This window comes from Kribbella amoyensis, from assembly GCF_007828865.1.
Classification (GTDB): domain Bacteria; phylum Actinomycetota; class Actinomycetes; order Propionibacteriales; family Kribbellaceae; genus Kribbella; species Kribbella amoyensis.
This window is the reverse complement of the sequence record NZ_VIVK01000001.1, coordinates 4,191,731-4,217,565: the sequence shown is the minus strand read 5'-3', so window position 1 is coordinate 4,217,565 and position 25,835 is coordinate 4,191,731. Positions and strand designations below refer to the sequence as shown.

At 70.4% G+C, this 25,835-nt stretch carries 22 protein-coding genes; 11 read left to right on the top strand and 11 right to left on the bottom strand.

Going from position 1 to position 25,835, the window contains the following annotated elements; genetic code table 11:
- Positions 1-12 precede the first annotated feature (12 nt).
- The 3 genes from kduI to FB561_RS19960 are packed head-to-tail and all read left to right on the top strand — an operon-like array spanning position 13 to position 2,411.
- The gene (gene kduI / locus FB561_RS19970) at positions 13-852 is read left to right on the top strand and encodes a 5-dehydro-4-deoxy-D-glucuronate isomerase (RefSeq protein ID WP_238334920.1); all 840 of its coding nucleotides are present in this window, start codon (positions 13-15) and stop codon (positions 850-852) included.
- Positions 849-1,601: an SDR family oxidoreductase gene (locus FB561_RS19965; protein WP_145808793.1), complete on the top strand. Its 753-nt coding sequence runs from the start codon at positions 849-851 to the stop codon at positions 1,599-1,601. The genes kduI and FB561_RS19965 overlap by 4 nt, the downstream gene beginning before the upstream one ends.
- Positions 1,602-1,646: 45 nt before the next feature.
- A complete protein-coding gene (locus FB561_RS19960; RefSeq protein ID WP_238334919.1) occupies positions 1,647-2,411 on the top strand; it encodes an IclR family transcriptional regulator in 765 nt (254 codons plus the stop codon).
- Here the strand turns inward: FB561_RS19960 and FB561_RS19955 are convergent.
- The 4 genes from FB561_RS19955 to lepA form a co-directional block, all read right to left on the bottom strand.
- Positions 2,408-3,619 carry an MFS transporter gene (locus FB561_RS19955; RefSeq protein ID WP_145808789.1) on the bottom strand — a complete coding sequence of 404 codons (1,212 nt, stop codon included), beginning with the start codon at positions 3,617-3,619 and terminating at the stop codon, positions 2,408-2,410. The genes FB561_RS19960 and FB561_RS19955 overlap by 4 nt on opposite strands.
- Positions 3,616-4,242, bottom strand: coding sequence for an MOSC domain-containing protein (locus FB561_RS19950; RefSeq protein WP_145808787.1), 627 nt, complete (start codon positions 4,240-4,242; stop codon positions 3,616-3,618). Before FB561_RS19950 ends, FB561_RS19955 begins: the two co-directional genes overlap by 4 nt.
- Positions 4,243-4,451: 209 nt before the next feature.
- Positions 4,452-5,363, bottom strand: coding sequence for an aminoglycoside phosphotransferase family protein (locus FB561_RS19945; protein WP_145808785.1), 912 nt, complete (start codon positions 5,361-5,363; stop codon positions 4,452-4,454).
- Positions 5,364-5,413: 50 nt separating this feature from the next.
- Positions 5,414-7,300 (bottom strand): translation elongation factor 4, encoded by a 1,887-nt coding sequence (gene lepA / locus FB561_RS19940; protein WP_145808783.1) that lies wholly within the window; start codon positions 7,298-7,300, stop codon positions 5,414-5,416.
- Between the two features lie 135 nt (positions 7,301-7,435).
- Here lepA and FB561_RS19935 point away from each other — a divergent pair, with 135 nt between their 5' ends.
- From FB561_RS19935 to FB561_RS19915, 5 genes are all read left to right on the top strand, one after another.
- Positions 7,436-7,972 carry an RNA polymerase sigma factor gene (locus tag FB561_RS19935; RefSeq protein WP_145808781.1) on the top strand — a complete coding sequence of 179 codons (537 nt, stop codon included), beginning with the start codon at positions 7,436-7,438 and terminating at the stop codon, positions 7,970-7,972.
- Positions 7,969-9,192, top strand: coding sequence for a hypothetical protein (locus FB561_RS19930; RefSeq protein WP_145808779.1), 1,224 nt, complete (start codon positions 7,969-7,971; stop codon positions 9,190-9,192). Before FB561_RS19935 ends, FB561_RS19930 begins: the two co-directional genes overlap by 4 nt.
- Positions 9,193-9,430: 238 nt before the next feature.
- The gene (locus FB561_RS19925) at positions 9,431-10,186 is read left to right on the top strand and encodes a phosphotransferase family protein (protein WP_170284723.1); all 756 of its coding nucleotides are present in this window, start codon (positions 9,431-9,433) and stop codon (positions 10,184-10,186) included.
- A 46-nt stretch (positions 10,187-10,232) separates the two neighbouring features.
- Entirely contained in the window at positions 10,233-10,760 is a 528-nt protein-coding gene (locus FB561_RS19920; protein ID WP_145813195.1) for an RNA polymerase sigma factor, read from the top strand.
- On the top strand, positions 10,757-11,872 hold the full coding sequence (locus FB561_RS19915; RefSeq protein WP_145808775.1) for a YncE family protein: 1,116 nt from the start codon (positions 10,757-10,759) through the stop codon (positions 11,870-11,872). Before FB561_RS19920 ends, FB561_RS19915 begins: the two co-directional genes overlap by 4 nt.
- Here the strand turns inward: FB561_RS19915 and FB561_RS19910 are convergent.
- The gene (locus FB561_RS19910; protein WP_238334918.1) at positions 11,869-14,820 is read right to left on the bottom strand and encodes a S8 family serine peptidase; all 2,952 of its coding nucleotides are present in this window, start codon (positions 14,818-14,820) and stop codon (positions 11,869-11,871) included. The two genes, FB561_RS19915 and FB561_RS19910, sit on opposite strands and share 4 nt — an antisense overlap.
- A 220-nt stretch (positions 14,821-15,040) precedes the next feature.
- Here FB561_RS19910 and FB561_RS19905 point away from each other — a divergent pair, with 220 nt between their 5' ends.
- Both FB561_RS19905 and rpsT read left to right on the top strand, forming a co-directional pair.
- Positions 15,041-15,529, top strand: coding sequence for an SRPBCC family protein (locus FB561_RS19905; RefSeq protein ID WP_170284722.1), 489 nt, complete (start codon positions 15,041-15,043; stop codon positions 15,527-15,529).
- Positions 15,530-15,665: 136 nt separating this feature from the next.
- The gene (gene rpsT, locus FB561_RS19900) at positions 15,666-15,926 is read left to right on the top strand and encodes a 30S ribosomal protein S20 (RefSeq protein ID WP_145808768.1); all 261 of its coding nucleotides are present in this window, start codon (positions 15,666-15,668) and stop codon (positions 15,924-15,926) included.
- 647 nt (positions 15,927-16,573) lie between these two features.
- Here the strand turns inward: rpsT and holA are convergent.
- The 4 genes from holA to FB561_RS19880 form a co-directional block, all read right to left on the bottom strand.
- Entirely contained in the window at positions 16,574-17,557 is a 984-nt protein-coding gene (gene holA, locus FB561_RS19895; protein WP_145808766.1) for a DNA polymerase III subunit delta, read from the bottom strand.
- A gap of 57 nt (positions 17,558-17,614) precedes the next feature.
- Positions 17,615-20,035 carry a ComEC/Rec2 family competence protein gene (locus FB561_RS19890; RefSeq protein WP_145808764.1) on the bottom strand — a complete coding sequence of 807 codons (2,421 nt, stop codon included), beginning with the start codon at positions 20,033-20,035 and terminating at the stop codon, positions 17,615-17,617.
- Positions 20,022-20,795 (bottom strand): ComEA family DNA-binding protein, encoded by a 774-nt coding sequence (locus FB561_RS19885; RefSeq protein ID WP_145813194.1) that lies wholly within the window; start codon positions 20,793-20,795, stop codon positions 20,022-20,024. Before FB561_RS19885 ends, FB561_RS19890 begins: the two co-directional genes overlap by 14 nt.
- An 80-nt stretch (positions 20,796-20,875) precedes the next feature.
- Positions 20,876-21,718 (bottom strand): DegV family protein, encoded by an 843-nt coding sequence (locus FB561_RS19880; RefSeq protein ID WP_145808761.1) that lies wholly within the window; start codon positions 21,716-21,718, stop codon positions 20,876-20,878.
- A 52-nt stretch (positions 21,719-21,770) separates the two neighbouring features.
- Here FB561_RS19880 and FB561_RS19875 point away from each other — a divergent pair, with 52 nt between their 5' ends.
- Complete coding sequence (locus FB561_RS19875; RefSeq protein WP_145808759.1) at positions 21,771-22,283, top strand: pyridoxamine 5'-phosphate oxidase family protein; 513 nt, start codon at positions 21,771-21,773, stop codon at positions 22,281-22,283.
- A 550-nt stretch (positions 22,284-22,833) separates the two neighbouring features.
- Here the strand turns inward: FB561_RS19875 and FB561_RS39020 are convergent.
- Positions 22,834-25,404, bottom strand: a complete 2,571-nt coding sequence (locus FB561_RS39020) for an ATP-binding protein (protein ID WP_145813193.1) — start codon at positions 25,402-25,404, stop codon at positions 22,834-22,836.
- A gap of 194 nt (positions 25,405-25,598) precedes the next feature.
- The gene (locus FB561_RS19865) at positions 25,599-25,805 is read right to left on the bottom strand and encodes a hypothetical protein (protein ID WP_145808758.1); all 207 of its coding nucleotides are present in this window, start codon (positions 25,803-25,805) and stop codon (positions 25,599-25,601) included.
- Positions 25,806-25,835 lie beyond the last annotated feature (30 nt).

Genomic DNA, 25,835 nt, shown 5'->3' with positions numbered 1-25,835 from the left:
GAACCTTGTTCTGTGACGACACCTCAGCACCCTCTCCAGGTCAGGCACGCCACCCACCCCGCCCAGGTCCCCGGGTTCGACACCGCCGGTCTCCGCGCGGCGTACCTGGTCGACGACCTGTTCACCCCGGACACGATCACCGCGGTGCTCACCCACCACGACCGGATCGTGCTGGCCGGCGCCCGTCCGGTCTCCGGGCCGCTCACCCTCGGCACCTGGCCGGAGCTGCGCAGCGAGTACTTCCTGGAGCGTCGCGAGGCCGGCATCGTCAACGTCGGCGGTCCCGGCACGATCACCGTCGACGGCACCAAGTACGAGCTCACCACCGGCGCCTGCCTGTACGCCGGACGCGGTGCGCGCGAGGTCGTGTTCAAGGGCGAGGAGGCCGCGTTCTACGTGTTCTCCGCCGCCGCGCACACGGAGTACCCGACCACCCTGATCCATCCGGGCGAGGGCAACCGGCTCGAGCTCGGCGACCAGCAGACCGCGAACCGGCGGACCATCGACCAGTACATCCACGCCGACGGCGTCCGCAGCTGCCAGGTCGTGCTCGGGGTCACCACGCTGCACGCGGGCAGTACGTGGAACACGATGCCCGCGCACACCCACGACCGCCGGACCGAGTGCTACTTGTACTTCGGCCTGCCCGAGACCGAGCGGATCGTGCACCTCCTCGGCGAACCCGACGAGACCCGGCACCTGCTGGTCGCGGACCGCCAAGCCGTGATCTCGCCGAGCTGGTCGATCCACTCCGGCGCCGGCACGTCCTCGTACAGCTTCGTCTGGGCGATGGCCGGGGAGAACCAGGCGTTCGGCGACATGGACGGCGTCGACGTGGCGGAGCTGCGGTGACTTTCTCCCTGGCCGGCCGGACCGCCCTGGTCACCGGCGCCCGGCGCGGGATCGGCGCTGCCATCGCCGCCGGGTACGCCACGGCCGGGGCGGACCTGGTCCTGCTGGCCCGGGACACCGCCGTCGACGAGACGCTCGACGCGATCAAGCAGAACGGCGGCGGCGCGGCGACCGTGGTCACCGCCGACTTCGCCGACCCGGAAGCGGTCGAGGCGGTCGCCACCGAACTGGCCGCCGAGCGCCGGATCGACATCCTGGTCAACAACGCCGGCACGATCCGGCGAGCCCCCGCGGCGTCGACCACGGCCACCGACTGGCAGCACGTGATCGATGTGAACCTCAACTCCACCTGGGCCGTGACCCGGCCGATCGGGGCCGCGATGGCCGAGCGCGGCGCGGGCAAGATCGTCACGATCGCGTCGTTGCTCAGCTTCCAGGGCGGGATCACGGTGCCCGCCTACACTGCGAGCAAGCACGCGGTCGCGGGACTGACCAAGGCGCTCGCCAACGAGTGGGGACCGGCCGGCGTCCAGGTCAACGCGATCGCGCCGGGCTACATCAGTACGGACAACACCACCGCACTACGGGCCGACCCTGACCGGGAGGCCTCGATCCGGGAGCGGATCCCGGCCGGGCGGTGGGGGCGGCCGGAGGACCTGGTCGGCGCCGCGGTGTTCCTCGCCTCGGCGGCGGCGGACTACGTCAACGGTCATGTGCTCGCGGTCGACGGTGGCTGGCTGGCCCGATGAGAGGTTGCTTCCGCCGCGGCGGAGGACCGGAGGAGAGGTGACAGGATGAGCGACATGAGTTCGCCCTCGGCCATCGACAAGACGCTGATGGTGCTCGACGCCGTCCTCGAGCACTCCCGGTTCACCGACGTGGTCACCGCGACCGGGCTGGCCAAGTCGACCGTGCACCGGATCATGGCGTCGCTGGTCGAGCACGAGTTCGTCGCCCAGGCCGAGAACGGGTCGTACCACCCGGGCCCGAAGGCGCTGCGCCTCGCCGGTCACGCGCTCACCAACGTCGACCTGGCCACGGTCGCCCGGCCCGTGCTCGCCGACCTGGTCGCGCAGACCCGGTGCACGGTGCACGTCGGCCTGCTCAACGGTGACGAGGCGATCTACGTGGCCCGCCTGGACGGCCCCAAGCCGTACCGGATGCCGTCCCGCGTCGGCAAGGCGTTCTGGCTGCACTGCACCGGGATCGGCAAGGCGTTGCTGGCCGAGAAGTCCGAGGACGAGCTGGACGCGCTCATCACCAGGACCGGGCTGCCGGCGCGAACCCCGCTCACCCACACCACCGCGGCCGCGTTGAAGGCCGACCTCGCCCAGGTCCGCGCCCGCGGGTACGCGCTGGACGACGAGGAGAACGAGCCGGGGATCCGCTGTGTCGCGGCCGTCATCCACGACCACACCTCGACCGCGATCGCCGCGGTCAGCATCTCCACGTTGTCCCTGGAGCAGTCGATCGCGCAGGTCGCCCTGATGGCCCCGGCCGCGACCGAGGCCGCCCACAAGATCTCCGCGGCTCTCGGCTACCTGGAGCCGACGGTCTAGACGAGTGCCGGCTGGGGTTTGCGCGCCGCGGCCCAGCGGACGACCGGGACGAAGAGGATGCCGATCCCGGCGAACCAGACCCCGAGGATGAGCCAGCCCGGTACCCCGAGACCGAGCGGGAGCAGGGCCAGGACGGTGGGGGCGAGCATGGTGCTGATCGACATGCTCGTGTTCCAGACACCCTGGTACTGACCTTGGGCGCGGTCGTCGGCGAGATCGAAGCCGAGCAGGAACGAGCCGGACGACTGCAGCAGCTCGCCGATCACCTGGACCAGCGCACCGACCGCGAGCAGGGCCACCGCGACGATCACGCCGCCCCCGGCCGCGCCGGCGAACAACGCCATCGAGGCCAGAAGCAACAGTCCCGCGGTCCGGGTGGCCTTGGCGGCCGACGCCGGGTCGGCGATCCCGCGGCTGGACCGAACCTGGAACAACGCGACCACGACCGTGTTGATGCCGAGCAGCAGGGCCACCGTCCACCGAGGCGCGTCCGTGTGGTCGACCACCCAGAGCGGGATCGCCACGTCGAGGACGGCGTAGTGGATCGACATCCCCGCGTTCAGCGCCGCCACCGCGAGGTACCCGCGATCTCTCAGCGCGATCCAGACGGGACCGCCGTCGGACTTCGGCTGCGGCGCGACCCGCGGTACGGCGAGCACGACCAGCGCGGCGACCACGCTGAGGCCCGCGTCCAGGACGAACATCAGCCGGTACGCCGTGGCGGTGTCGAAGTGCAGCGCGAACACCGCGATCCCGGCGCCGGCCGTGATCCCGATGTTGGTGATCGCGCGGAGATACGCGCGTGCCGCGACCCGTCCGGCGCCCTGCGTGACGGCGGCGATCAGCGCGACCCGGACCGCGCCCGCGCCGCGGTCCACGATCGTCAGGACGACCGAGACGACGAGGAACTGCCAGAAGTTCTCGACCAGCAGGTAGAGCAGGGACAACCCGCAGAGAACGATGCTCAGCACAACGAACAACGTCCGTGGCCCGCGCCGATCCGCAAGATGACCGAACGGCACCGCGGACAACAGACCGAACAAGCCGGCGACGGTCAGGCCGAGCCCGATCTGCGCGACCGACAACCCGACGATCCGGCTGAAGTACAGCACGCTGACGGTCATCAGCAAGCCGTTCCCGATCCGGCTCAGCAAGGTGGCGAGCGCCAACGGCCGCAACGGACCAGGCGCGGGCAGGACCCCCGTCATCCGCGCGCCGCGACGCGCTGCGCGATCTCCCGTAGTTCGTCCATCAGGTCGACCCCGGAGTCGAGCATCACCTGCATCTTGCCGGGATCCTGGTCCCCGAACATGTGCCCGATCGTGACTTCGTGCTCCGGCCGGTGCAGTACCTCGATGGAATCGTCCGCGGCGATCGTGCCGGTCTTCAGCACCTTGAGGTACGCCCCGGGCCGGCCGGCTTGATGGAACCGTTTGACCCAGCGCGGGATCCGCATGCGGTGCTGGAACGTGATGCAGGGGATGCGGGGCGCGCGGACCATCACCTCGACCTCGGGGCCGATCCGCCAGGTCTCACCGAGGAGGGCGTCGGTGATGTCGATACCCTCGGTGCGGAGGTTCTCGCCGAAGAGTCCGGTCGGGATGTCGCGCTCGATCTCCGCCGACCACCAGTCGGCGTCCTCCTGCGCGTAGGCGTAGACCGCCTGATCCGGGCCCCCGTGGTTCGCGGTGTCACAAACCCGGTCCCCGAGCAGCCCGAGCTCACCCACCGGTACCCGTCCGGGTTGAGGTCGCTTGTCGATCGCCGTGAACCCGGACTCCTTGGGCCCTGGAAGAAGCTCCTCGACAACATTCACCGTCAACAACCGCATACCCGAATCTTCACCCCCAAGCCCACCTCCCATCCACCGAGTTTCCTGACGGCGTACTGGCGGACGCGAGCCCGGCGAGCCCTGATCCAGCCCAGCGGTCCCGGGGTTGCTGACTGTCTGGGGCAGGCGAACGGACCTACCCCGGCCAGGCAGGATCCTTGGACCGCGGCACCGGGCTGGGCACGCGCTGACGGGGCGACTCTAGGTACTCAGTCTTGGATTGCTTTGGCGATTGCGATGTTTCGCGTCACCCAGTCCTGCGGCAGGGACTCGTCGGTGCCCGCCTCCTGCAGGGTCCACAACACGTTCAGCAGTTGCCGCACGATCACCCAGTCGCGGGCCCGATCCTCATCCAACCCGCCCGCGTCGATTGCCGCGTAGAACCTCTGCCGCACACGGAAGCGAAGATCGCCGGAGGCAACTACTTCGTCCCAGCGGTTCCACAGCAGCGGCGCGACCTCGTAGCACGGATCACCGGAGAGCGGCTTCGGGTCGATCACCAACCACGGTTCCCGCTCCCCCGCCAGCACGTTGAAGTAGTGCAGATCCGTGTGGATCAACACCCCGTCGCACGACGGATCCGACGCGAAGTCCTCCCCCAGCGAGATCGCCTGCTCCACGTACCGATGCGGCACCGGCGCCGACGACGGCAACTCTCGAAACCCCTGGATCCACCGCTTCAACTCACCCGACAACGTACGGAACTGCGGCCCAGCCGGCACGTGCAGCCGCGAGTAAGCCGCCCCGACCACCTCGCACGCGTCCACGTCGCCGATGGTCGTCAGATCGCGTGACTCCAGCCGCTCCATCAGGATCGCGAAGCGCCGCGGATCCGCCCGCAGCATGCGTACAGCGCCGTTGCCGTCCCAGATCCGCAGAGCCAGGTGCTCGGTCTCCGCCTCCCAATGCGGGAACTGCACCTTCAGTACCGCGCGTGCCCCGTCCGACGTGAGCACGGGAACCACCACCGCGCAGTTCCCGTACGCCGGTCCGCCGTCGACCCGCAGTTCCCACTCGTCGAGCAGTTCGCGGGTCAGGCGCGGCAGCTCGTCGAGCCACGCGGCCCAGTCCGGTCCACGGGACGCTACGACGAGGAAATCGGCCGGGATCTCAATCGGCACTTGGTGGGTCTCCTGACTCGAAGGGAGCGGGGCAGACCCACCCTGACGACCTACTTCTTCGCCTTCTCCGGGCTGTCGCTGGTGCGCAGGGCGGCGATGAAGGCTTCTTGGGGGACCTCGACGCGGCCGACCATCTTCATCCGCTTCTTGCCCTCCTTCTGCTTCTCCAGCAGCTTGCGCTTCCGGGTGATGTCACCGCCGTAGCACTTCGCCAGCACGTCCTTGCGGATCGCCCGGATCGACTCCCGGGCGATGATCCGGGACCCGATCGCGGCCTGGATCGGCACCTCGAACTGCTGGCGCGGGATCAGCTCCTTGAGCTTGCCGGCCAGCGCGACGCCGTACGCGTAGGCGTTGTCGCGGTGCACGATCGCCGAGAACGCGTCCACGGTCTCGCCCTGCAGCAGGATGTCGACCTTGACCAGCGCCGCGGACTGCTCACCGGTCGGTTCGTAGTCGAGCGAGGCGTAGCCCTTGGTCTTGGACTTCAGCTGGTCGAAGAAGTCGAAGACGATCTCGGCCAGCGGCAGCGTGTAGCGCAGCTCGACCCGGTCCTCGGACAGATACTCCATGCCGAGCAGGTTGCCGCGCTTGGTCTGGCACAGGTCCATGATCGTGCCGATGTAGTCCTTCGGGCTGAGGATCGTCGCCCGCACCACCGGCTCGTAGATCTCGGCGATCTTGCCCTCGGGGAACTCGCTCGGGTTGGTGACGACGTGTTCCTTGCCGTCCTCCATCTCGACCCGGTAGACCACGTTCGGCGCGGTCGAGATCAGGTCCAGATCGAACTCGCGCTCGAGCCGCTCGCGGACGATCTCCATGTGCAGCAGGCCGAGGAAGCCGCAGCGGAAGCCGAAGCCGAGCGCACCTGAGCTCTCCGGCTCGTACTGCAGGGCCGCGTCGTTCAGCTGGAGCCGCTCGAGGGCGTCGCGCAGCGTCGGGTAGTCGTCGCCGTCGATCGGGAACAGGCCGGAGTACACCATCGGCTGGGGGTGCTTGTACCCGCCGAGGGCCTCGGTGGCGCCGTGCACCGCCGAGGTGACGGTGTCACCGACGCGGGACTGACGGACGTCCTTCACACCGGTGATCAGGTAGCCGACCTCGCCGACGCCGATGCTCGGCGACTTCATCGGCTCGGGCGAGATGACGCCGACCTCGAGCATCTCGTGCACCGCGCCGGTGGACATCATCTTGATCTTCTCGCGGTGGGTCAGCTCGCCGTCGACGACCCGGACGTAGGTGACCACGCCGCGGTAGGTGTCGTACACCGAGTCGAAGATCAGCGCCCGCGGTGGTGCGTCCTTGACACCCTTCGGCGGCTCGACCTGGGCGACGATCTCACTGAGCAGGTCCTCGACGCCCGCACCGGTCTTGGCCGAGACGCGCAGGACGTCGGACTCCTTGCAGCCGATGATGTGCGCCAGCTCGGCGGCGTACTTCTCCGGCATCGCGCCGGGCAGGTCGATCTTGTTCAGCACCGGGATGATGTGCAGGTCCGCGTTCAGTGCGAGGTACAGGTTGGCCAGCGTCTGCGCCTCGATCCCCTGCGCCGCGTCGACCAGCAGGACCGCGCCCTCGCACGCCTCCAGCGACCGGGACACCTCGTAGGTGAAGTCGACGTGGCCGGGGGTGTCGATCATGTTCAGGATGTACGTCGTGCCGTCGGGCGCGAGCAGGCCGCCCGGGGTGTCCGGCTTCGGCGTGAACGGCAGCCGGACCGCCTGGGACTTGATCGTGATGCCGCGCTCACGCTCGATGTCCATCCGGTCCAGGTACTGGGCCCGCATCTGCCGTGGATCGACCACGCCGGTGATCTGCAGCATCCGGTCGGCCAGCGTCGACTTGCCGTGGTCGATGTGGGCGATGATGCAGAAGTTCCGGATCAGCGCCGGGTCGGTGCGACCCGGCTGCGGAACGGTCGTGGGTCCAACGGGCACGGAGGGATCCAGTTCGTCTGAGGGTGGAGACAGGACAACTGCTCCATCTTCCCATGACACGCCAGCCGTTTCCGCATCGAAGCGTCCGGCCGTGCAACAAACGGCGTGGACCGGGGTCTCTCTACCGTGACCAACATGACACTGGGCCTGGGCCGATCCCCTGCTCATCCACCACCTGACGCGGAGCGTGAGGCGGCGATCACCCTCCTCTATCGGGAGCACTGGGCGGGAATGGTCCGGCTGGCGCTGCTGATGCTGGGCGACCGCGCCTCGGCCGAGGACGCCGTGCAGGAGTCGTTCGCGGCCGTGTACCGGCGCTGGGACAAGATCAAGGACGGGACCAGGGTCGAGGCGTACCTACGGTCGGCCGTGCTGAACACCAGCCGCTCGGTCCTGCGCCGCCGCAAGCTCGCCGTACTGCATCGGCAGCCCGTCGATCCGCCGGTCTGGTCCGCCGAGAGCCAGGCGATGCTCGGCGAGGACCGCCGCGAGGTGCTGGCCGCGCTGGCGACCCTGCCGACCCGGCGGCGAGAGGTGCTGGTGATGCGCTTCTACCTGCACCTGTCCGACGCCGAGATCGCCCAGACGCTCGGCATCACCACGGTCACCGTCCGTTCCACCATCTCCCGGGCGCTGAAATCCCTGGGCGCGAAGCTGCAGGAGGATCGATGAACCTCGACCAGCGTCTGACCGACGCCCTCGACGCCGCGGCCCGGACCGTCCCGGGCGACGCCGTACCGCCGCCGGTTCCTGTTCGGCCGGTACGGCGTACGCGGCCGGTCCTGGTGATCGCGGTCGCGGCGGCGGCCGTGATCGCGGCGGTCGCCGTACCGGTGGTCCTCTCCCGGAACGACGACCGCGGCCAGGTCGCCACCGGCACCTGCGCCGCACCGCCGGCCGTCGAGCCGTTGGCCTACCCGCGGCAGAACGGTACAAAGCCGGCGACCCCGGAACTGGACAAGCTGCCGTTCGGCCCGCCACCGCGAGTCCCGTTCACGATGGCGCCGAACCGCGAGGGGGCGGGTGGCTACCTCGAGGACCTGGGGGTTCGCGTTCCGGTCGAGAAGGGCTTCACGTACTTCAGCCTGGGCCGGGTCGACTGTGGGTGGATCATCGGCCGGCAGCGCTACGGCTCCGGGGGCGAGCTCGAGATCGGGCGGCTGGACACCTCCGGCGCGTACCGGTCGTTCGGTCCGTTCACCGGCGACGGGTTCAGCCTCTCCCCCGACCGGTCGCAGGTCGTGTTCGTCACCCCGACCGGGGACGACCAGGCCCGGGTGACCGTCCGAAACGTTGCCACCGGCAAGGAGGCCACCTCCTGGCCGACCGACCGGGAGGCCGAGGTGCTGGGCTGGAACAGCAACGGGATCTGGTTCATGCCCGAGCGCGAGCGCTCCCGGACCCAGCTGTGGGTGCCGGGCTCCGACCCGGTGTCCGTGGACACCAGCGGGCGGCGCCTGACGGCGTACCGGACGACAGACCGCCTGCTGCTCAGCGAGCAGGAGCAAGTCGACGAGGACGGCAAGGGGCCAGGTCCCTGTGTCCGTGTCGCCGTCCTGGAGGGCACCCGGTTGCGAACTGTCCGGGAACAGTGCGGCGCCAGCGGCGCGGCGCTTTCACCGGACGGGGAACTCCTCGTGACCGGAGGCGCCGTGGTGGCAGGGATCGAGGTCGAAACCGGGGCCAGGACGCGGCTGAACGTATCGCCGCTCCTGCTCGACGCGGACTTCCAGGCCATCTGGGAGGACGACACTCACCTGATCGACCAGACGGGAGTGGGGTCGACCCGCGAAGCGACCCTTCGCTGTGACGTCGCCGGTGGGCGCTGCGAGCGGATCGAGGATGGTCCCCAGCAGACCGGCCCGGCCGGCCCCGACCTCGGACGCCCCTGATCCCTTCCAGCGGCAGAGCCACCGGCCGGGCGACAGTCCGGCCGGTGGAAAACCGGCCGCGGCCGGGTGGCGAGACCATCTACCCTCGGTAGGCATGGCGCACGCACTGGGGACCCGCTTGGCCTACGAACAGGCTCCGGGGCGGGTTCGGGCCTGGGTCGAGGACTCGCTCGGGTCTGCTGTGGTTTCGGCTTCTACTCAGGTGGGCGGGTTTTCGCCTGGGGTTGCCGCTCGGTTGGTGACCGCTTCCGGCCGGCGGGCTTTCGTCAAGGGCGTCGGGCCGGAGCTCAACCCCGACACGCCCACCCTGTTCCGCCGGGAGATCGCCGCCATGCAGGCGATCTCGCCGCTCCCCCAGGTGCCGCGGTTGTACGAGGTGTACGACGACGGCGAGTGGGTGGCGATGTTGCTGGAGGACATCGACGGCCGCCTTCCCCCGCACCCGTGGGACCGCGCTGACGCCGACCGGGTCCTCGGTGCCCTCGCCGACCTCACCGAGGCGCTCACCCCGTCGCCCTGGCCGGATGCGCCGGTCGCCGCGGTACGGAGTGAGGGGTTCCTCTCCCGGTGGGACCTGGTGATCGCCGACAACCTCCCGGTACCGGACTGGGCTGCCGGCCGTGAGGAGGAGTTCGCCGAGCTCGCGCGGACCGGGATGCGGGCGCTGGCGAAGACCGAGGCGCTCGCGCACTGGGATCTACGGGCGGACAACCTGATCCTCACCGACGACCGTGTGGTGTTCATCGACTGGGCGCACGCGGCCGCCGCGCCCACGTGGGCCGACCCCGTGATCCTCCGGGCCGACATGCGCGGATCGCTGACGCTCCCGGATTTCCCGGACGACGACGGCATCACCGGGTTCATCGCGGCGTTCTCCGGTGGGCTCTGGTGGGGCTCGGCTCAGCCGGCTCCGCCCGGGTTGCCGACGATGCGTTCCTGGCAACGCGAGTTCGCCCTGGTCTGCCTCGACTGGTTGCGTGAACGAGTGACCTGATGCAGCGTTCCGGCGGCTCGCGCGTCTCTGGGGTGTGACGAATCCGATGGTGAGCCTCGGGCGAGCCCAGCCGGTACCGGTCCCCGACGACCGGACGGCCGCTGTCGCGAGGCTGTACCGCGAGCACTGGCTGGGCCTGGTGCGGCTGGCCGTGCTGATCGTCGACGACCGGCCGTCGGCCGAGGACGTGGTCCAAGAGGCCTTCACCGAGTTGTACCGGCGGTGGCCGTTGAAGGACGACACCAAGGCGCTGCAGTACTTGCGCAGCACAGTTCTCAACCGCAGCCGCTCCGTACTGCGCAGGCGTCGCGTTGCCCGTCTCTACCTACCACCTGCCGTTCGTCCGGACGAGTCCGCCGAGAGCGCGGCCGAGCTGAGCGAGAACCGGCGAGAGGTGCAACTCGCCCTGCGCAGCGTGCCGCTCCGGACCCGCGAGGTCCTCGTCCTGCGGTACTACCTGGACCTCAGCCACGCCGAGATCGCCCGCCTGCTCGGGATCAGCGAGTCCGGCGCCCGGTCCACCGCGTCGCGTGGCCTCGCGATCCTGACCCGCAAACTCGAGGAACAGCGATGACCGACAGCGAGACCCGTCTCCGCGACCTCCTCCAGGCGGAGGCCGGCCGGATCCCCGAGGACGCCGAGCTCCCGTCCCTCGATCTCGATCGCCCAGGCCGTCGCCGGACCTGGCCGGCTCTCGCCGCTGCGGCCGCCGTCGTCGCGATGATCGCCCTGGCCGTCCCGCTGGTGATCCACTGGACGCGCTCGGACGAGCGGCCGCCCACCGACGAGCCGGTACCGGGCCTGGGCGTTCCGTACCTGGTCGTGGACAAGCAACAGACGCTGCACGACGGAGCGCGCACCGTTCAGCTTCCGGCCGGAGCGTGGACCGTCGACCAGCGGGTCGCCGCGGGCTGGCTCGTGGGGACCGTGAAGCAGCAGGACAGCCATCGCGCCGGCGTCCTCCACCCCGACGGCACGGTCACATTGGTCGGTCCGCTCGGCCCGCGAAGCGTCGCCGTGTCACCCGACCGGACCCGGATGGCCACGTCGGTGAGCGACGACCGAGGACGCGCCCGCATCGTCGTGGTCGACCTGTCCAGCGGGAAGGAGATCGCGGCCAAGACGGTCCCCCATCAGACCGTCGACCTGTTGGCTTGGAACATCAACGGGCTCTGGTGGCAGCCGGCCTACACCAGCACCGCGCAGCCCTCCGTGTGGGATCCCCGGACGGACCGCGTCACCACGCTCGACGTCCCCGGGTACGCGCTCGGGCTGGCCGCACCGGGCAGTACCGATCGGGTGCTGCTGACCACCGGGTACGGCGGAAAGGCATGCTTCGTGGCGGGCCGGTTGGTGCAGGGCAAGCTCACGGTCGATCGCGAGTACTGCCGCGCCGAGACTCCTCGGCACGACGATCCGGTGCTCTCCCCGGACGGCCGGACCATCGTGGACATCGACGAACGCCACGCCGTCTCGGTGGACTCCGGCAAGGTCACCCAGTTGGCGGTGGAGGGGATCGTGAGGCCGTTGGCGCAGCCGGTCTTCGAGGACGCGAACCACCTGCTGGTGGTCAAGCAACTGGACCGGTCTCGGCAGTCGGTGTACCGCTGCGACGTACGGACGGGCGGCTGTGAGGTCGCCTACACCTCGCCGCCCGTCCGCGCCTTCAGGCTGATCCAGCCTTAGCCGTTCACCCGGACGACCGTCGTACCGCGGCCGTCCGCTCCGTCCGAGAAGTTCAGCTGGCCCAGGTACCGCGTGCCTGCGGTGAGGCCGGTCCAGGCCGCTGTGACCGACACCTGGCTCGCAGCGGTGACCTGCTGGGTCTCCGGGGTCGCGGTGAGGTTGCCGGTCGAGGCGTTCACCTCCCAGTGGTCCAGCTTGACCGCCTGTTCAGCGGCTCCCGCGTAGAAGTCCACGTACACGTCGTACGCACCGCCCGCGGGCTGGGCCAGGTTCACCTCTTCCTCCGCCGAACCACCCGTACTCGAACCGAGCAGCGTCGACGTCCCCGCGCGGTACACGAACACGTCGAGGTCTGTCCCCGCCGGGTAGTCCGCGTCGAACGTGGAGAACCGCGCGTACTTCGTCCCGGCCGGCACGTTCACCGTGAACTTGGCGACGTGGTCGTTCGGCGCCGGGTTCGTCGTCGGGAAGGACACGCCACCCGGGTTCTTCAGCGTCGCCTGCTCGGTCGTCGCCGGGACCAGGCCGCTCACCGAGGTCTGCAGCGTGCCCGAGTACCCCGCGGTGAGCGGGACCTGCACCGAACCGCTGGTACCCGCGCCGCTCACCTGGACCGGCGCCTTGACCGTCAGCGGGCGCACCGCGACCGTGCTGCTCACCACGTGCCGGGCGGAACGCCAGTTGAGCTTGCCGAACGAGTACTGCTCGAGCGGGGCGCCGTTGTGCTCGACGGTGACCTTGTACGTCGCCGACTGGCCCGGCAGGACGACCAGGACCTTCGGAGTGACCGTCACCTTGAACCCGGCGAGTCCCTCGACCTTCGGGAAGTACGCCTCGGGCAGCTTGCCGACGTTGCGGACCGTCCGCTGGACCGTCTGCTTGCCGGCCAGGTCGCCGATCGCGATGGTCGGATAGTTCAGGTCGCTCGGGTCGATCTTGCCCTTGGCGCACAGTTCGTGCGTGGACGCGACCTGGCCGGATCCGCAGACGAACTTGGCCCAGTCGTCGTAGGAGGAGTCGTAGACCAGACCCGGGTCCATCGCGTTCTTCGGCTGGATCAGGCCGGCGCCGTAGCCGAACGGGTTGCCCGGCGACCCGGAGTCGTTCTGGATCGGCTTGCCGCTGCTGTCCAGGTCCGTCCCGGTGGTGAGCAGCGCCGACTTGATCGCCATCGGGGACCAGGTCGGGTACTTGCCCTTGAGCACCGCGGCCGCCCCGGCGACGTGCGGCGCCGCCATCGAGGTTCCGCTCATGAACGCGTACTGGCCGCCGGCCGCGCTGAACGCGGTGGTCGCGGCGAGCACGTTGGTCCCGGGCGCCATCACGTCCGGCTTGAGCAGGTCACCGTTCCCGGCGAGGGCGGGACCGCGGCTCGACGTACTGGCGACCTTCGGCGCGTTCACCCGCACCGTCTGGGCCGCGCCGATCTGCGCGGTCGGGGCCGTGGTGGACCCGACGTACGCCTTCACCTCGGGGCCGGCGACGTGGTCCAGGTGGACCGTCGGGACCGAGTGCAGGTCGGAGTCGAGCGTGCTCGCGGTCGGGTTGACCAGGATCACGCCGATACCGCCCGCGTTCTTCACCTGCAGGCTCTTGTCGACGCGGGCGCTCACCCCGCGGTCGCAGACGACGATCTTGCCCTCGACCTTGGCCGGGTCGAGCGTGTCCGGCATGCACAGCACCAGGTTGGTCTGGTTCGCCCCGGCGACGCCCGCGTCCTTGGCCAGGATCACCGGCGCGGACGGCGTCCCGGCGCCGATGCCCGCGCCCGTGTACGCCTTGCCGTTGCCGAGGGTGACCGTGGTCTGGACGTCGCGGTCGTGGGTGCCGTTGGCAACCGTCGTCACCCACGGGTAGTTCTTGCCGACCGTGCTCACGCCGGGGCCGGTGTTGCCCGCGCTGGTCGAGACGAAGACGCCGGCCCGCGCGGCCCGCAGGAACGCCAGGCCAGTCGCGTTGACGAAGGTGGACCCGGATCCGGAGATCGAGTAGTTGATCACGTCCACGCCGTCCGCGACCGCCGCGTCGATCCCGGCGACGATGTCCGCGTCCGTACCGCTGCCGCCACCGCTGGCGTCCACGGCCCACAGCACCTTGTAGATCGCGAGCCGCGCGTGTGGGGCGATCCCGGAGCCCTTGCCGTAGTCCCGGCCGAGCACCGACATGTCGACGCCGTAGTTCCCGGCCGCCGTGCTCGCGGTGTGGGTGCCGTGGCCGCCGTAGTCACGAGGCGAGCGGTACTCCTCGGGGATCGGGCGGTCGCCGATTCCGGCGTCGAAGTACCGCGCGCCGATCACCTTGTTGTTGCAGGTGACCGGGGCCTCGGTACCGGCCTGGCAGGTGCCCTTCCACTTCTTCGCGATCAGCGCGTCCGACTGCTTGGTCGTCTTCAGCGGGGCGAAGCTGGCCCGCTCCGGCACGAACCCGGAGTCGATCACGCCGACGATGACGCCGTCACCGGCCTTGTCGACGCCACCGGCCTGCTGCCACGCGCCACCGCGGCCGGACAGTCCCAGGAACCGCGGGGTGTCCACGGTGTCCTGCTTCTGCAGTTCGCTCGGCTCGACGCTCTTCACACCGGACGCCTTGGCCAGCTTGACCGCCTCGTCGTGCGACATCCGCGCCGAGAACCCGGCGTACGTGTAGTTGTAGTCGTACAGCTTCTTCACGTCGGGGACCTGGGCCAGCACCTCGGTGCGCTCACGGGCCAGGTGCTCGACGTACGACACGACCTGGGTCGCGGTCCGGAGCAGCTTGCCGCCGGGCACGATCCGGGTCGCGGGCAGACCGGCGATGTCGCCGTCGTACTCCGCGACCGGGCTGTCGTCGAGCTGGACGATGTAGGCGCCGGTCGCGGACTCCTTGACCTGCGGTTCCGGCTCGCTGCCGGGAGTGGTGGACGCGGTCGCGTGGTTCACCAGCGAGACGACCAGAGCGGTCGCGGACACGGTGGCCACGGTGATCACTTTCAGGCGCCTGCGGGCGGATGCTGGCACGGAGTTCCTCCAGGGCTGAACAGAGCAGTGGACGGAGCTGGGTGGAGCAGAGTGGCTGCGGCACCGTGACCACGAGGGGGCCACGGGGCCCCGAGTATGCCGGTGCGCCCCGCTGATGTCACGCTCGGTCCGACCCGTGTCACCCCCGCACCCGGGACAGCAGGAGGAACCGATGCCCGACGTCCACGAGTCGATCACCGTCCAGGCCCGGCCGGCCGACGTGTACGCCCTGGTCGCCGACCTTCCCCGGATGAGCGAGTGGAGCCCCGAATGCACCGGCGTCACCTGGACCGGGCGCCCCAGACACGCGGTCCCCGGCGCCCGCTTCATCGGCCACAACCGGGCCGGTGTGGCCCGCTGGCACACCCAGGGGCGGATCCTCGTCGCCGAACCAGGGCGCGAACTGAGGTTCCGCATCCACTTCGGTCCTCTCCAGGTCGCCGAGTGGAAGTACGAGTTCCGCGCCGTCGACGCAGAGGGAGTGGACGGCGATGACGCGGCGAGCGGGTGCGTGGTGACGGAATCGTGGACCGACTACCGACCCCGTCTTCTGCGCCAGGTCATGAACCGCCTGATGGGTGACCGCCGGGACCTCAACGCCCAAGGCATCAGAACCACCCTGACCCGCCTGAAGGCCGCCGCCGAGGCGATCCCCGCCTGAGCTGGGTGGCGGCTGGTTTGGTGGAGGTGCGGGGTTGTTGGTAATCTGTTTCTTCGCGCGTGTGCGTTGGTACTCACCCGTGCACGCACCACCTTTTCCTGTACTGACCGCATACTCCTGATCGAGGCTCTGCTCCGTGGCGAACATCAAGTCCCAGATCAAGCGCAACCGCCAGAACGAGGCTGCGCGACTTCGCAACAAGTCGGTGAAGTCGACCCTCAAGACGGCAGTTCGTGCTTTCCGTGAGTCCGCCGAGGCCGGCGACTCCGCGAAGGCGCAGGAGCACGCCCGCGTGGCCGGCCGTCTGCTCGACAAGGCCGCCAGCAAGGGTGTCATCCACGCCAACCAGGCTGCCAACCGGAAGTCCGCCATCTTCAAGAAGGCCGCTTCCCTCTGACAACGCCCGAACGATCGGCCCTCCAGCACCATTGGACCGGGCCGATCGTTTTTGCGTGCCTGGAGCCAGCACCACCTCGCCCATGAGGCCCGCGCTGAGCTGACCCCGCGTGATCTGCCGGGGACCCGCCCCAAGCGACTTGTACTCCGCCGTGGCTGCCCGCGCTCTGCGGCAGCGGCTGAATTGTGGTGTTCGGGACCTGCTTGACCCACTGGATTCGACCCGCTGCGGCTCGTGTTCTGTTGCGCGAGCGCCTACTGTGGATCGTCTGTCCGTCCTTGCGCCGATCCGCACCACTTCGTGAACCGCTTCAGACAACAGAATCGGTCGGCGCCGGGTGTACCCCAGGACCGGGAGCAGTCCGTGCTGGGCAGCACGTGCAAAGGTCCGTCCACCGAAAGCGCCTACTCCAGGATCCGTGTGCGGTAGCGAATCCATCGATCGAGTAGGCGCCAAGGACTGCTCCCCGGTCGCCCTCCACCCCCGGGCTCGCTCCCCGCAGGGTGCGAGGGCGACCACCCACTTTCGTGGAAAGCCACCCACTTCATTCAACGCACGACCGGCGGAACAGTTATCGCCGGATTTCCCCCGCCGGATCGCGCCGGGTCAGCAGCGGTCGTCCCGGATCAGCGCCGGATCGCGCCGGGTCAGCGGCGGCCGTGTGCGTGGCTGACGGTGATGACCATCCGCTCCAGGGCGTACCCCGCGTCGCCGGACGCGCCTTTGACGTCCGCGTCCGCCTGAGCGACGGCCTTGATGGCCCGGGCGAGACCGCCGGCCGTCCAGCCCCGGGACTGCTGCCGCAGTTGCTTCAGCTTCCACGGCGGTACGCCGACTTCGCGGGCCAGGTCGGCTTCGCGCAGCCCGGTCGGGGCGCTGGAGTACTTCGCCAGGCCGCGGAGACCGCCCGCCATCGCGCTCGTCACCAGGACCGGGGCGACACCGCAGTCCAGGGCCCAGCGCAACTGCTCCAAGGCCGGCTCGGTCCGGCCCGCGATCGCGGCGTCCGCCACGGCGAAGCTGGTGACCTCGGCCCGGCCGCCGAAGTACTGGCCGATCAACTCGGTACTGACCGGCTGACCGTCGGAGTCGGACACCAGCTGCGAGCAGGCGCCGGCGAGTGCGCGCAGATCATGGCCGACCGCGTCCACCAGGGCCGCGGCTCCGCGCTCGTCGATACTGCCGCCGAGCAGGCGGATCTCGCCGACCACGAACTGCGGCAGCTCCCACGTCTTCGGCGCGGTCGCGACCACCTTGTTGACCGAGGCCTTGCGCAGCTTGTCGAGTGTGCCCTTGCCCTTCTGCCCGCCCGAGTGGACGAGCACAGCCAGGACGTCCTCGGCCGGGGAGCCCGCGTACTCGACGAGGTGCGGCACCATCTCGGCCGGCAGGTTCTCGATCGCGCGCAGGACGAGGACCCGCTCGGCCGCGAACAACGACGGACCGGTGAGCTCGGCGAAGACGCCGACGTCCAGGTCGCCGGCCCCGACGTCGGTCACCTCGACGTCCGTCTTCCCCTTGGACACCGCCGCGATCGCCGAGCGCACGGCCCGGTCGGCCAGGAACGTCTCCGCTCCGGTCACGAGCAGCACGTCGCCGAGCTTGGGCGCGGAGTTCTTTCGAGCAGCCATATCGCGCTCAGCATCCCACGCCCCGCCGACAACCTCGCCGCCACCTGCCGGGATCGGTCAGGGCGAAGGGCCGGAGGTCGTGGTGGAGAGCCGGTTGCCGGGATTGGTGACGGCGATCGAGCCGGATTGGTCGGTCCTCCTGATCGTGGTGCCGAGCCGGGTGAGCAGGTCGAGCGTCCTCGGCGCCGGGTGACCGTAGTCGTTGTCGAGGCCGGCCGAGATGAGGGCGAGGCGGGCCCTGGTGGCTTGGAGGAACTGGTCGCTCTGATACGCCGAACCGTGGTGCGGAACCTTGACGACATCGGCGCGCAGGTCGGGGTGATCGGCGAGGATGGCGCGTTGGGATTCGGGCTCCAGGTCGCCGGTGAGAAGGAGGCGAAGGCCGGCCGCCTCCGCGAGGAGGGTGATGCTTGCGTTGTTCTCCGGCGAACCCTCGTCCGTGGACGGAGCGGTCGACGTCCCCGGCAGCGCCGGAACCCGGGCCGGCCACAAGGTCGTCCACGTGAGCGCGCCGACGGTGCGCCGTTCTTGGTAGGTGACGGCGCGGACCGGGATCCGGTGAGCGGCCGCGAGGGCTTGTACTCGGCGGTGCTCGGCTGGTGGGGACGCATAGGGAGTCACCTCGATCTCGTCGACCTTGCGGTTGTGCAGGACTCCCGCGAGACCGCCCGCGTGGTCGGCGTGGAAGTGGGTCAGGATCAGCACCGGGACATGGCGGATCCCGAGTTCTTGGAGACAGCGGTCCATCGGGGTCGGGTCCGGGCCGGTGTCCACGACGACGGCCGAGCCGGGCGCGACCCGCAGTACGAGGCCGTCGCCCTGGCCGACGTCGCACGCGACCATCACCCAGTCCCCCGGCGGCCAGCCAAGACGGCCGGTCGGCCGGAGCACGGCGACCACCAGCAGCACCACCGCGAGCAACATCGCGATCGGGCGGGCCAGGATCCTGTGGAGGCCGAAGCACAGCGCGAGGCACAGGGCGGTGAGGATGGCGACGCCGACGACCGTGGCCGGCCAAGGGTTCGTAGCGCCGGGGAGGTCGGCGCCTCGCTCGGCGATGAGGATGATCCAACGGGCCGGCCAGGCCGCGAGCCAGCCGGCCCACCGAGCCAGATCCGCACTCAGCAAGGCGATCCCGGCCGCGCCGAAGCCGAGGATGGTGGCTGGGCCGACCGCTGGACCGGCGAGGAGATTAGCGGCGACCGCGACGAGCGAGACCTCACCGGAGAGCCACGCCACGATCGGAGTACAGGCGAGCTGGGCCGCCAACGGACAGGAAACCGCTTCGGCCAGGCGAACCGGGAGCCACCTGGCCAGGGCATCACGCCAGGCTGGTCCGAGCAGGACGATGCCCGCCGTCGCCAGAACGGACAACGCGAACCCAGCTGAGCGGGCGAGCGAGGTATCGAGCAGGAGCAGAGCAATCACGGCAACCGAGAGACTGCGTACCGCGCGACGTCGGCCGCCGGACCCGGTCATCGCGGCGAGCGCGACCAGGCCCATCGCGGCGGCTCGGAGCACGCTCGGTTGCGGTCTGGCCAGGACGACGAAGACGACGACCATGGCGAGACCGACAACGGTGAGGCCACGGGCCCGTACCCCGAGCAGGCGGGCCAACGGGAGGACGAACGCCAGCAGCAACGTCAGGTTCGTCCCGGAGACCGCTGAGAGGTGGGTGAGGCCGGTGGTCCTGAAGTCCTCGATCAGCTCGGCGGGAAGCGCGGACTCGTCGCCCATCACGAGAGCGGGGACGAGCCCACGAACATTCGGGGGTTGATCGGCAACGGACTCGCGCAGACCGGCACGGACGCGTTCGGCGGCGCGGAGCCACCAGGCTGGATCGTCGAGAGGCTTCGGGGCGGAACGAGCGGACAGGATCGCGGCGACGTCGGAGCCGGAATCGACCGGGCCGAGCCGGCCGGTGGCTTCGACAGACTGACCGAAGCGGACGTGCCGCCATTGTTCGGAGCCGATGACGAGGACCGGAGTGCGAACCTTGGTGGATTCGCCGCGAGCGGTGACCTGCTCGAGGGTCGCCTTCACGACGACGTACGGCGGGCGCCGGGACCCGGGCGTACTGCGGACCGCCGGATCACCGGCGAGCTGGAGGCGGACCTTGGCGGTGGCGTTCTTGGCGGCGAGGTCGGGGACGGGGCCGGAGGTCAGTTCGAGGACTTGGAGGGCGGCGGCGCCGGACATGCCTGCGGTCACCGTGAGGATGCCGAGGCAGGTGATCAGCAGCTGTCGCCGGTGGACGAGTCGCTTGCGAAGCCAGAGCAGTAAGGCGAGGGCGCCGGCCAAGGCGGTGAGGACGATCGCCGCAGCCAGGCCGAAGCGCGCCGACCGAGCGGTGAGAACGACCGCGGCCAACCAGCCGAACGCGGCCGGTAGGAGGAGCCGGGCGTCCAGATTCTGCTCAGGCACAACGGGGTCGGCGGCCGAGGCGGTCGCGTCGACGGCGGGGTCAGACGCGGACATGAGGTTTGAGGGATTCGTACTTCTTGGCGCCCACGCCGGAGACCTCTTGCAGCTCCTCGACGGAGGTGAAGCGGCCGTTCTGGGTGCGGTAGTCGAGGATGCGCTGAGCGAGGACCGGGCCGACGCCGGGAAGCTCTTCGAGTTGGGCGAGGGTGGCGGTGTTGAGGTCGACCGGACCGGTTGACTGCTTCGGTCCTCCTGGAGTGCTGGGGACCGGCTGATTGCCGGGGACTCCGACGAGGATCTGTTCGCCGTCGGTGACCGGGCGGGCGAGGTTGAGGGTGGTCAGATCGGTACCGGGCAGGGCGCCGCCGGCCGCGGTGAGAACGTCCGCGACGCGGGCGCCGGGGCGGGTCCGGATGAGGCCGGGGCGGCGGACCTTACCGGCGACGTGGACGACGACGGTGGAAGCGGCCGATGGGGTCGAGGTTGGTTGCGCGGCGGTCGGCGGAGCGCCGGTGACCGGGTTGCCGGTGGTGACGGTGCTCGGGGTCGGGACGGGCTCGGGTTGGGCGCGGATCAGGGAGCAACCGGCCCAGGTCAGGCCGGCGGCGAGGATCAGGACGAGGATGACGACGTGGCGAGGCGCGAGGGTGAGGCGGGTGGTTCGGAGGCGGTCGGGCAGAACGGGGTCGGGGATCCAGCCACCACGCACTTGCTCCTCCTGTTCGTCGGCCGGTCTCGCGGGCGCCGCGGCGCGCAGCCGGGCCAGCGAGTGCTGACGGTCGGCCGGGTCGGGTGCCGGAGGACGGCGGGACATCTTCACGCCCAGGAAGGTACGAGCGAATCCCCCATCGGAAGCAGGCGATCCTCAGCCTGTGGAGAACTGCGGAGGCAAGGTCAGCGCGGGGCCACGACGACGGCGAGCAGGCCGGGACCAACGTGAGCGCCGATGACCGCGCCTACTTCGCGGAGCACGATCTCGTCGGCTTCCGGCAGTCTTTCGGTGAGGCCGTCGGCGAGGGTCTGGGCCTTGTCGAGGTTGGCCAGGTGGTGGACCGCCACCTGGACCTCGCCTTCGCCGGCGCGCTGGACGGCGATGTCGGCGAGCCTGGCGATGGCGCGGCTCGAGGTGCGGACCTTCTCCAGCGGCACGATGCGTCCGCCGCTGATCGTCAGCAGGGGCTTGACCGCCAGCGCCGTACCGAACAGGGCCTGGGCCGCGCCGATACGGCCACCCCGGCGCAGGTACTCCAGGGTGTCCACGTAGAAGTACGCCGAGATCGCACCCATTCGCGCCCGCGCGGCCGCCTCCACCTCGGTCACGCTCGCACCATCGGCAGCGGCGGCCGCGGCGGCCAGGACCGGGAAACCCAGGCCCATCCCGAGGGAGCGGGAATCGATCACGCGGACCGGGATCGGCGACGCCTTGGCCCCGATCATCGCGGCCTCGAACGTCCCCGACATGTCCCCGGACAGGTGGATCGACACGATCGAGCCGGCACCGCCGGCCGCGCACTCGGCGTACGTGTCCGCGAAGGTCTGCGGGGCCGGGCGGCTCGTCGAGACCGGGGTGAAGGTCTTCAACGCCTCGGCGACCGCGTCCGCGCTGGTCGCGCCGTCGTCGTACGCCGTGCCGCCGATCACCACCTGCAGCGGGACGACGGTCACCGGGTACCGGTGCACCTCGTGCGCCGACAACCCCGCTGTGGAGTCCGTGACGACGTGCACGCGGCCTGACATGCAGCGAGGTTACCGGACGGTTTTCGTCGGCGCCCGGTGTCAGACTCCGAGGATGAAGGAGACCAGCGAGGAACTCAGCGAGCTGCAGCGGCTCCTCGACGCCGCCTACGCAGGCTCCACGGACCACCTGAAGGCGATCATCCACGGCGAGCGCAAACTGGACGCGACCGAGCTGACCAAGGCGCTCACCGGCATGCGCACGCTCAACCTGGCCACCGTCACCGCCCGCCACGAACCCAGGATCAGCGCGGTCGACGGCCACTTCCTGCACGCCCGCTGGGTGTTCACCACCTCCGGTACGGCCGCCAAGGCGCGGCACCTCCGGGCCAGACCGGCAGCGAGCGTGTCGTACGTCGACGGCGAGCGGATCGGCGTGTTCAGCCACGGCGACGTCGAGTTCCTCACCGCGGCGGATCCGGACTTCCAGGAGATCGAGGACCACCTCACCGCGCACTACGGCAGCTCGCCGTCGAGCTGGGGCGACGAGATCGTGTACTGCCGGCTCCAGCCGCACTGGATGGTCGGGTACGCCTTCGACAAGGCGGCCGCGCTCGGCGAGTCCTGAACGAGCACGGCGAGGTGACAGCCAACCCCTCCTTGACTGTCACCCCACCGGTAGCTGACTCCCCCTCGTGGTCAGCTGAGACTGCCCCCCGGGGAGCCCCAGTGGCCGGCCCACCGGCAGGTGACCAAACCTGCCGGTCGTCCCGTACCGGCCGAGCCCGCACTCGTCCCCTGTGTCGTGTGCCTGGCTCCAACTGGGACCCCGCCCCGGGTCCGCGGCCCTGACGGTCCGCGGTTCCCGGTGTGTGGTGGGACAGGCCCGCACGGCGCAGCACTCCGGAGATCTCGACAGCCGGTCGGCGCCCCCGCCGTCCGGTCGCCGGATGTCCTCCGCGTCGCCTCGACCCGGCTCGAAACCTTCCCTGGCAGCTCGGTACATCGCGGTTGCCTGATCGCGATCACCGCCCCGTTTCCGCCGCTGTTGCTCGAACCCGACCGTGGTCTCTGCGTGCCCGTGGAACCTGTCCCACGGCCTCTATCCTCGATCGGCGAGGCACGGCCGGACGAGGCAGAAGGACCGGCAGTTGCCCGGCAGCTTCCGCCGATCCGCGTCAGGAAAGGGCGATCAGTACGTCGTCGGCCAGCCGGCGCACCGACTCGGCCGGATCGTTCTCGGGCCAGCCCTCGGCCGTCGTGGCGCGCTCGCACGACTCCTGCAGGACGGCCCACGCCGTCGGCAGCATCGGCGGGTCCATCGTCCGCTGCCACGCGAGCAACTGCCCGCAGAGCCGATCCGCGTCCTCGGACTGCCCGGCGGCATGCAGGACCGCGACGGCCTCGGGCAGTACGTCGAGGAGGTAGACGACCCGTCCTTCGAGCAGCAGCCGGCTCACCGCGTCCTTGATCGCGGAGCGGGCCACCGCGAGATCGCCCGAGCGCCGCGCCAGCCGGCTGCGGTACAGCATCACCAGATAGTCGAAGTAGCCGCGGTGACCCTGGATGTCGGCCGCCGCCTCGTCCAGCAGCGCCTGCGCGACGTCGAACCGGCCGGCCTGGAACTCGACCATCGCCAGACACCCGGCCACCTTGGTCCGCTCCGGGTCGTCGGACGCCTGGCTGTCCCGGGCCAGCTCCGCCCAGCGCCGCGCCTCGTCCAGGTTGCCCAGCTCCAGCTCGACCCGGCTCAACGCCATGTACGCGATCTCGTCCGGATACACGCCCGGGTTGACCAGCGCGGCCTGCCAGGCGAGCAGCAACTCCTTGGCCTCCGGCAACCGTCCCCACCGGGCCAGCGCGAGTCCGCAGATCGCCTGGACCGTCGCGGACCGCTGGACGTTGCCGTGCTCGCGCGCATCGGCCACCAGGCCCGGGATCTCGGCCAGCCCGAGCGGATCCAGCAGCAGCGACCCGGACGACACCAGGCCGCCCCTGGCCACCAGGCCCAACTCCGACCCGGGCGCGAGCAACGTCCGCGCCTCGCCGTAGTACGAGCGGGCGGCCCGGACGTCGCCGGTCAGGTTCGACAGCCGGCCCGCGATCGCCAGCAACATCCCGCTGGTCTCCTCGCCGGCCACGTTCTCCGCGGCGGCGACTGCCCACCGGATCCCGCTCTGCGCCACGCTCGCCTGGTACTGCCACGCGACCCGGAACCCGAGCACGATCCGCGCGGCCGTCTCCCACTCACCGAGCTCGGCGCACCGCTCGAGTGCCACCTCGAAGGTCGCCGAGTTCGCGTTCGCCGCGCGGTACCGCCGATCGCGGTCCGGACTCCCCCACGCCCCGTCCAGGCCCTTCACGTACTCCGCGCACCAGGCGACCGCGCGATCGCGGAACTCGGTCAGGTCGTTCCCCTGCGACGACAGCCCCGCGTACGCGTGCTCGCGGATCGTCTCGAGCATCTTGTACCGGGCGCCGTACAACTGCTCGAACTCCAGCACCGGCTGCAACAGCGACTTGTCGGCCAGCTCGGCCAGCAACATCGGGACGTCGAGCTCGTCGATCGGCTCGCCGGTACACACCCCGACGACGGCGTCCAATGTGAACGGCGACCCCAGCATCGACGCCCGGTACAGCAGCTGGCGGGCCGGGTCCGACAACGCGTCCACGCTCCACGCGATCGTATCCGCCAACGTCCGCTGGTGCGGCGCACCGAAGCGCCGTGGCCCGGACAGCAACCGGAACCGGTCGTCCAGCGCGGCCAGGATCGTCTCGACCGACAGCGACCCGGCCCGGGCGGCCGCGAGCTCCAGCGCGAGCGGCAAACCGTCCAGCCGCTGGCACAGCCGAGCCACGGTCGCCGCGTTGTCCGCGGTCAGCCGGAAGTCGGGCCGGACCCGGGTCGCCCGGCGCACGAACATCTCCACGGCCGGGCTGGCCGCGATCTCGGCCAGGTCCTTGTCGTTCGCCGGGACCCCGAGCACCTGGACCCGGCGGACCACCTCGTCCGGCAGCCCGAGCGGGATCCGCGAGGTCACCAGCACGCCGACCCCGGGGAAGCTGCGCACCATCCGATTGGCGACGGTCGCGACTCCGTCGAGCACGTGCTCCGCGTTGTCCTCGACGATGACCAGGTCACCGGGTTTGCGGCCGGACAGCACGTCGTCCAGATCCGACGTCCCAGGCGCTGTCCCGAACGCGTCCAGGATCGCCGACGGGACGGCGGCGTCGCGCTGCACCGTGGTCAGGTCCACGACGACCACCGTGGTGTCCACGCCGGAGAAGCGGTCGGCGGCCGCGAGGGCGAGCTCGGTCTTGCCGACACCGCCCGGACCGACCAGGGTGACCAGCCTGTTCTGCCGGAGCAGGTCCTCCAGCTCGGTCAGCTCCTGTTCACGCCCGACCAGGCCGTCGGGGATGGGCCGCGTCCCCCGCCAGCGCAGTCCGGTCGGCACCGGGTCGGCGACCGAGACCACCGAGACGGCCTGCCGGGGTGGGGCGTGACCGGCAGCGGTGAGGAACGTCGCCGCGTCGCCGTCACGCAGGCCGAGTCCTTCGGCGAGCAGGCGGACCGAGTCCTTGCGCGGCCGGGCGACCCGGCCCGCTTCGAGCTCGCGGATCGTCCGCACACTCAGTCCGGCCCGATCGGCCAGCTCCTCCTGGGAGAACCCGGCCTGGACCCGCAAGTCGAGCAACAGCTCGGCGAAAGCCCGCCGTCCGTCCACCCGGCTCTCCGCGTCAGCCAAGCCCGTCACCCCTTCAGACCCTCACCCGTCCACCGCACAACATAGCGTGACCGCGGGCCTGATTCCGGACGCACCCGGTGACCATGGACAGGGACGGTACCGCGGCGCGGCCCGGACGGAAGGCGGGGAACCACCGGCGAACAACCGGGAAAAGAAATGCCGCGCGCAATTACTGTGCCGGCAGGAATTGCGGGTCAGGCGCTGGCCCGGACGTCCTCGGCCGCATTCTCCGCGGGGTAGAGGGAAAGCACGCCGGACCAGTCCTCGATCCGGGCGCTGGTGACGGCGCGGCCGGCGTTGGCGTTCAGCACGCTGCCCGCGCTGATCCCGCGGGTGGCGCGAACGACCAGCTCGGCGCCGAAGCCGAGCCAGTGTGCGCGCAGAGAGTCCAGGGCCGCCATGCCGGTATTCAATCGAAGACGTGTTTCGCG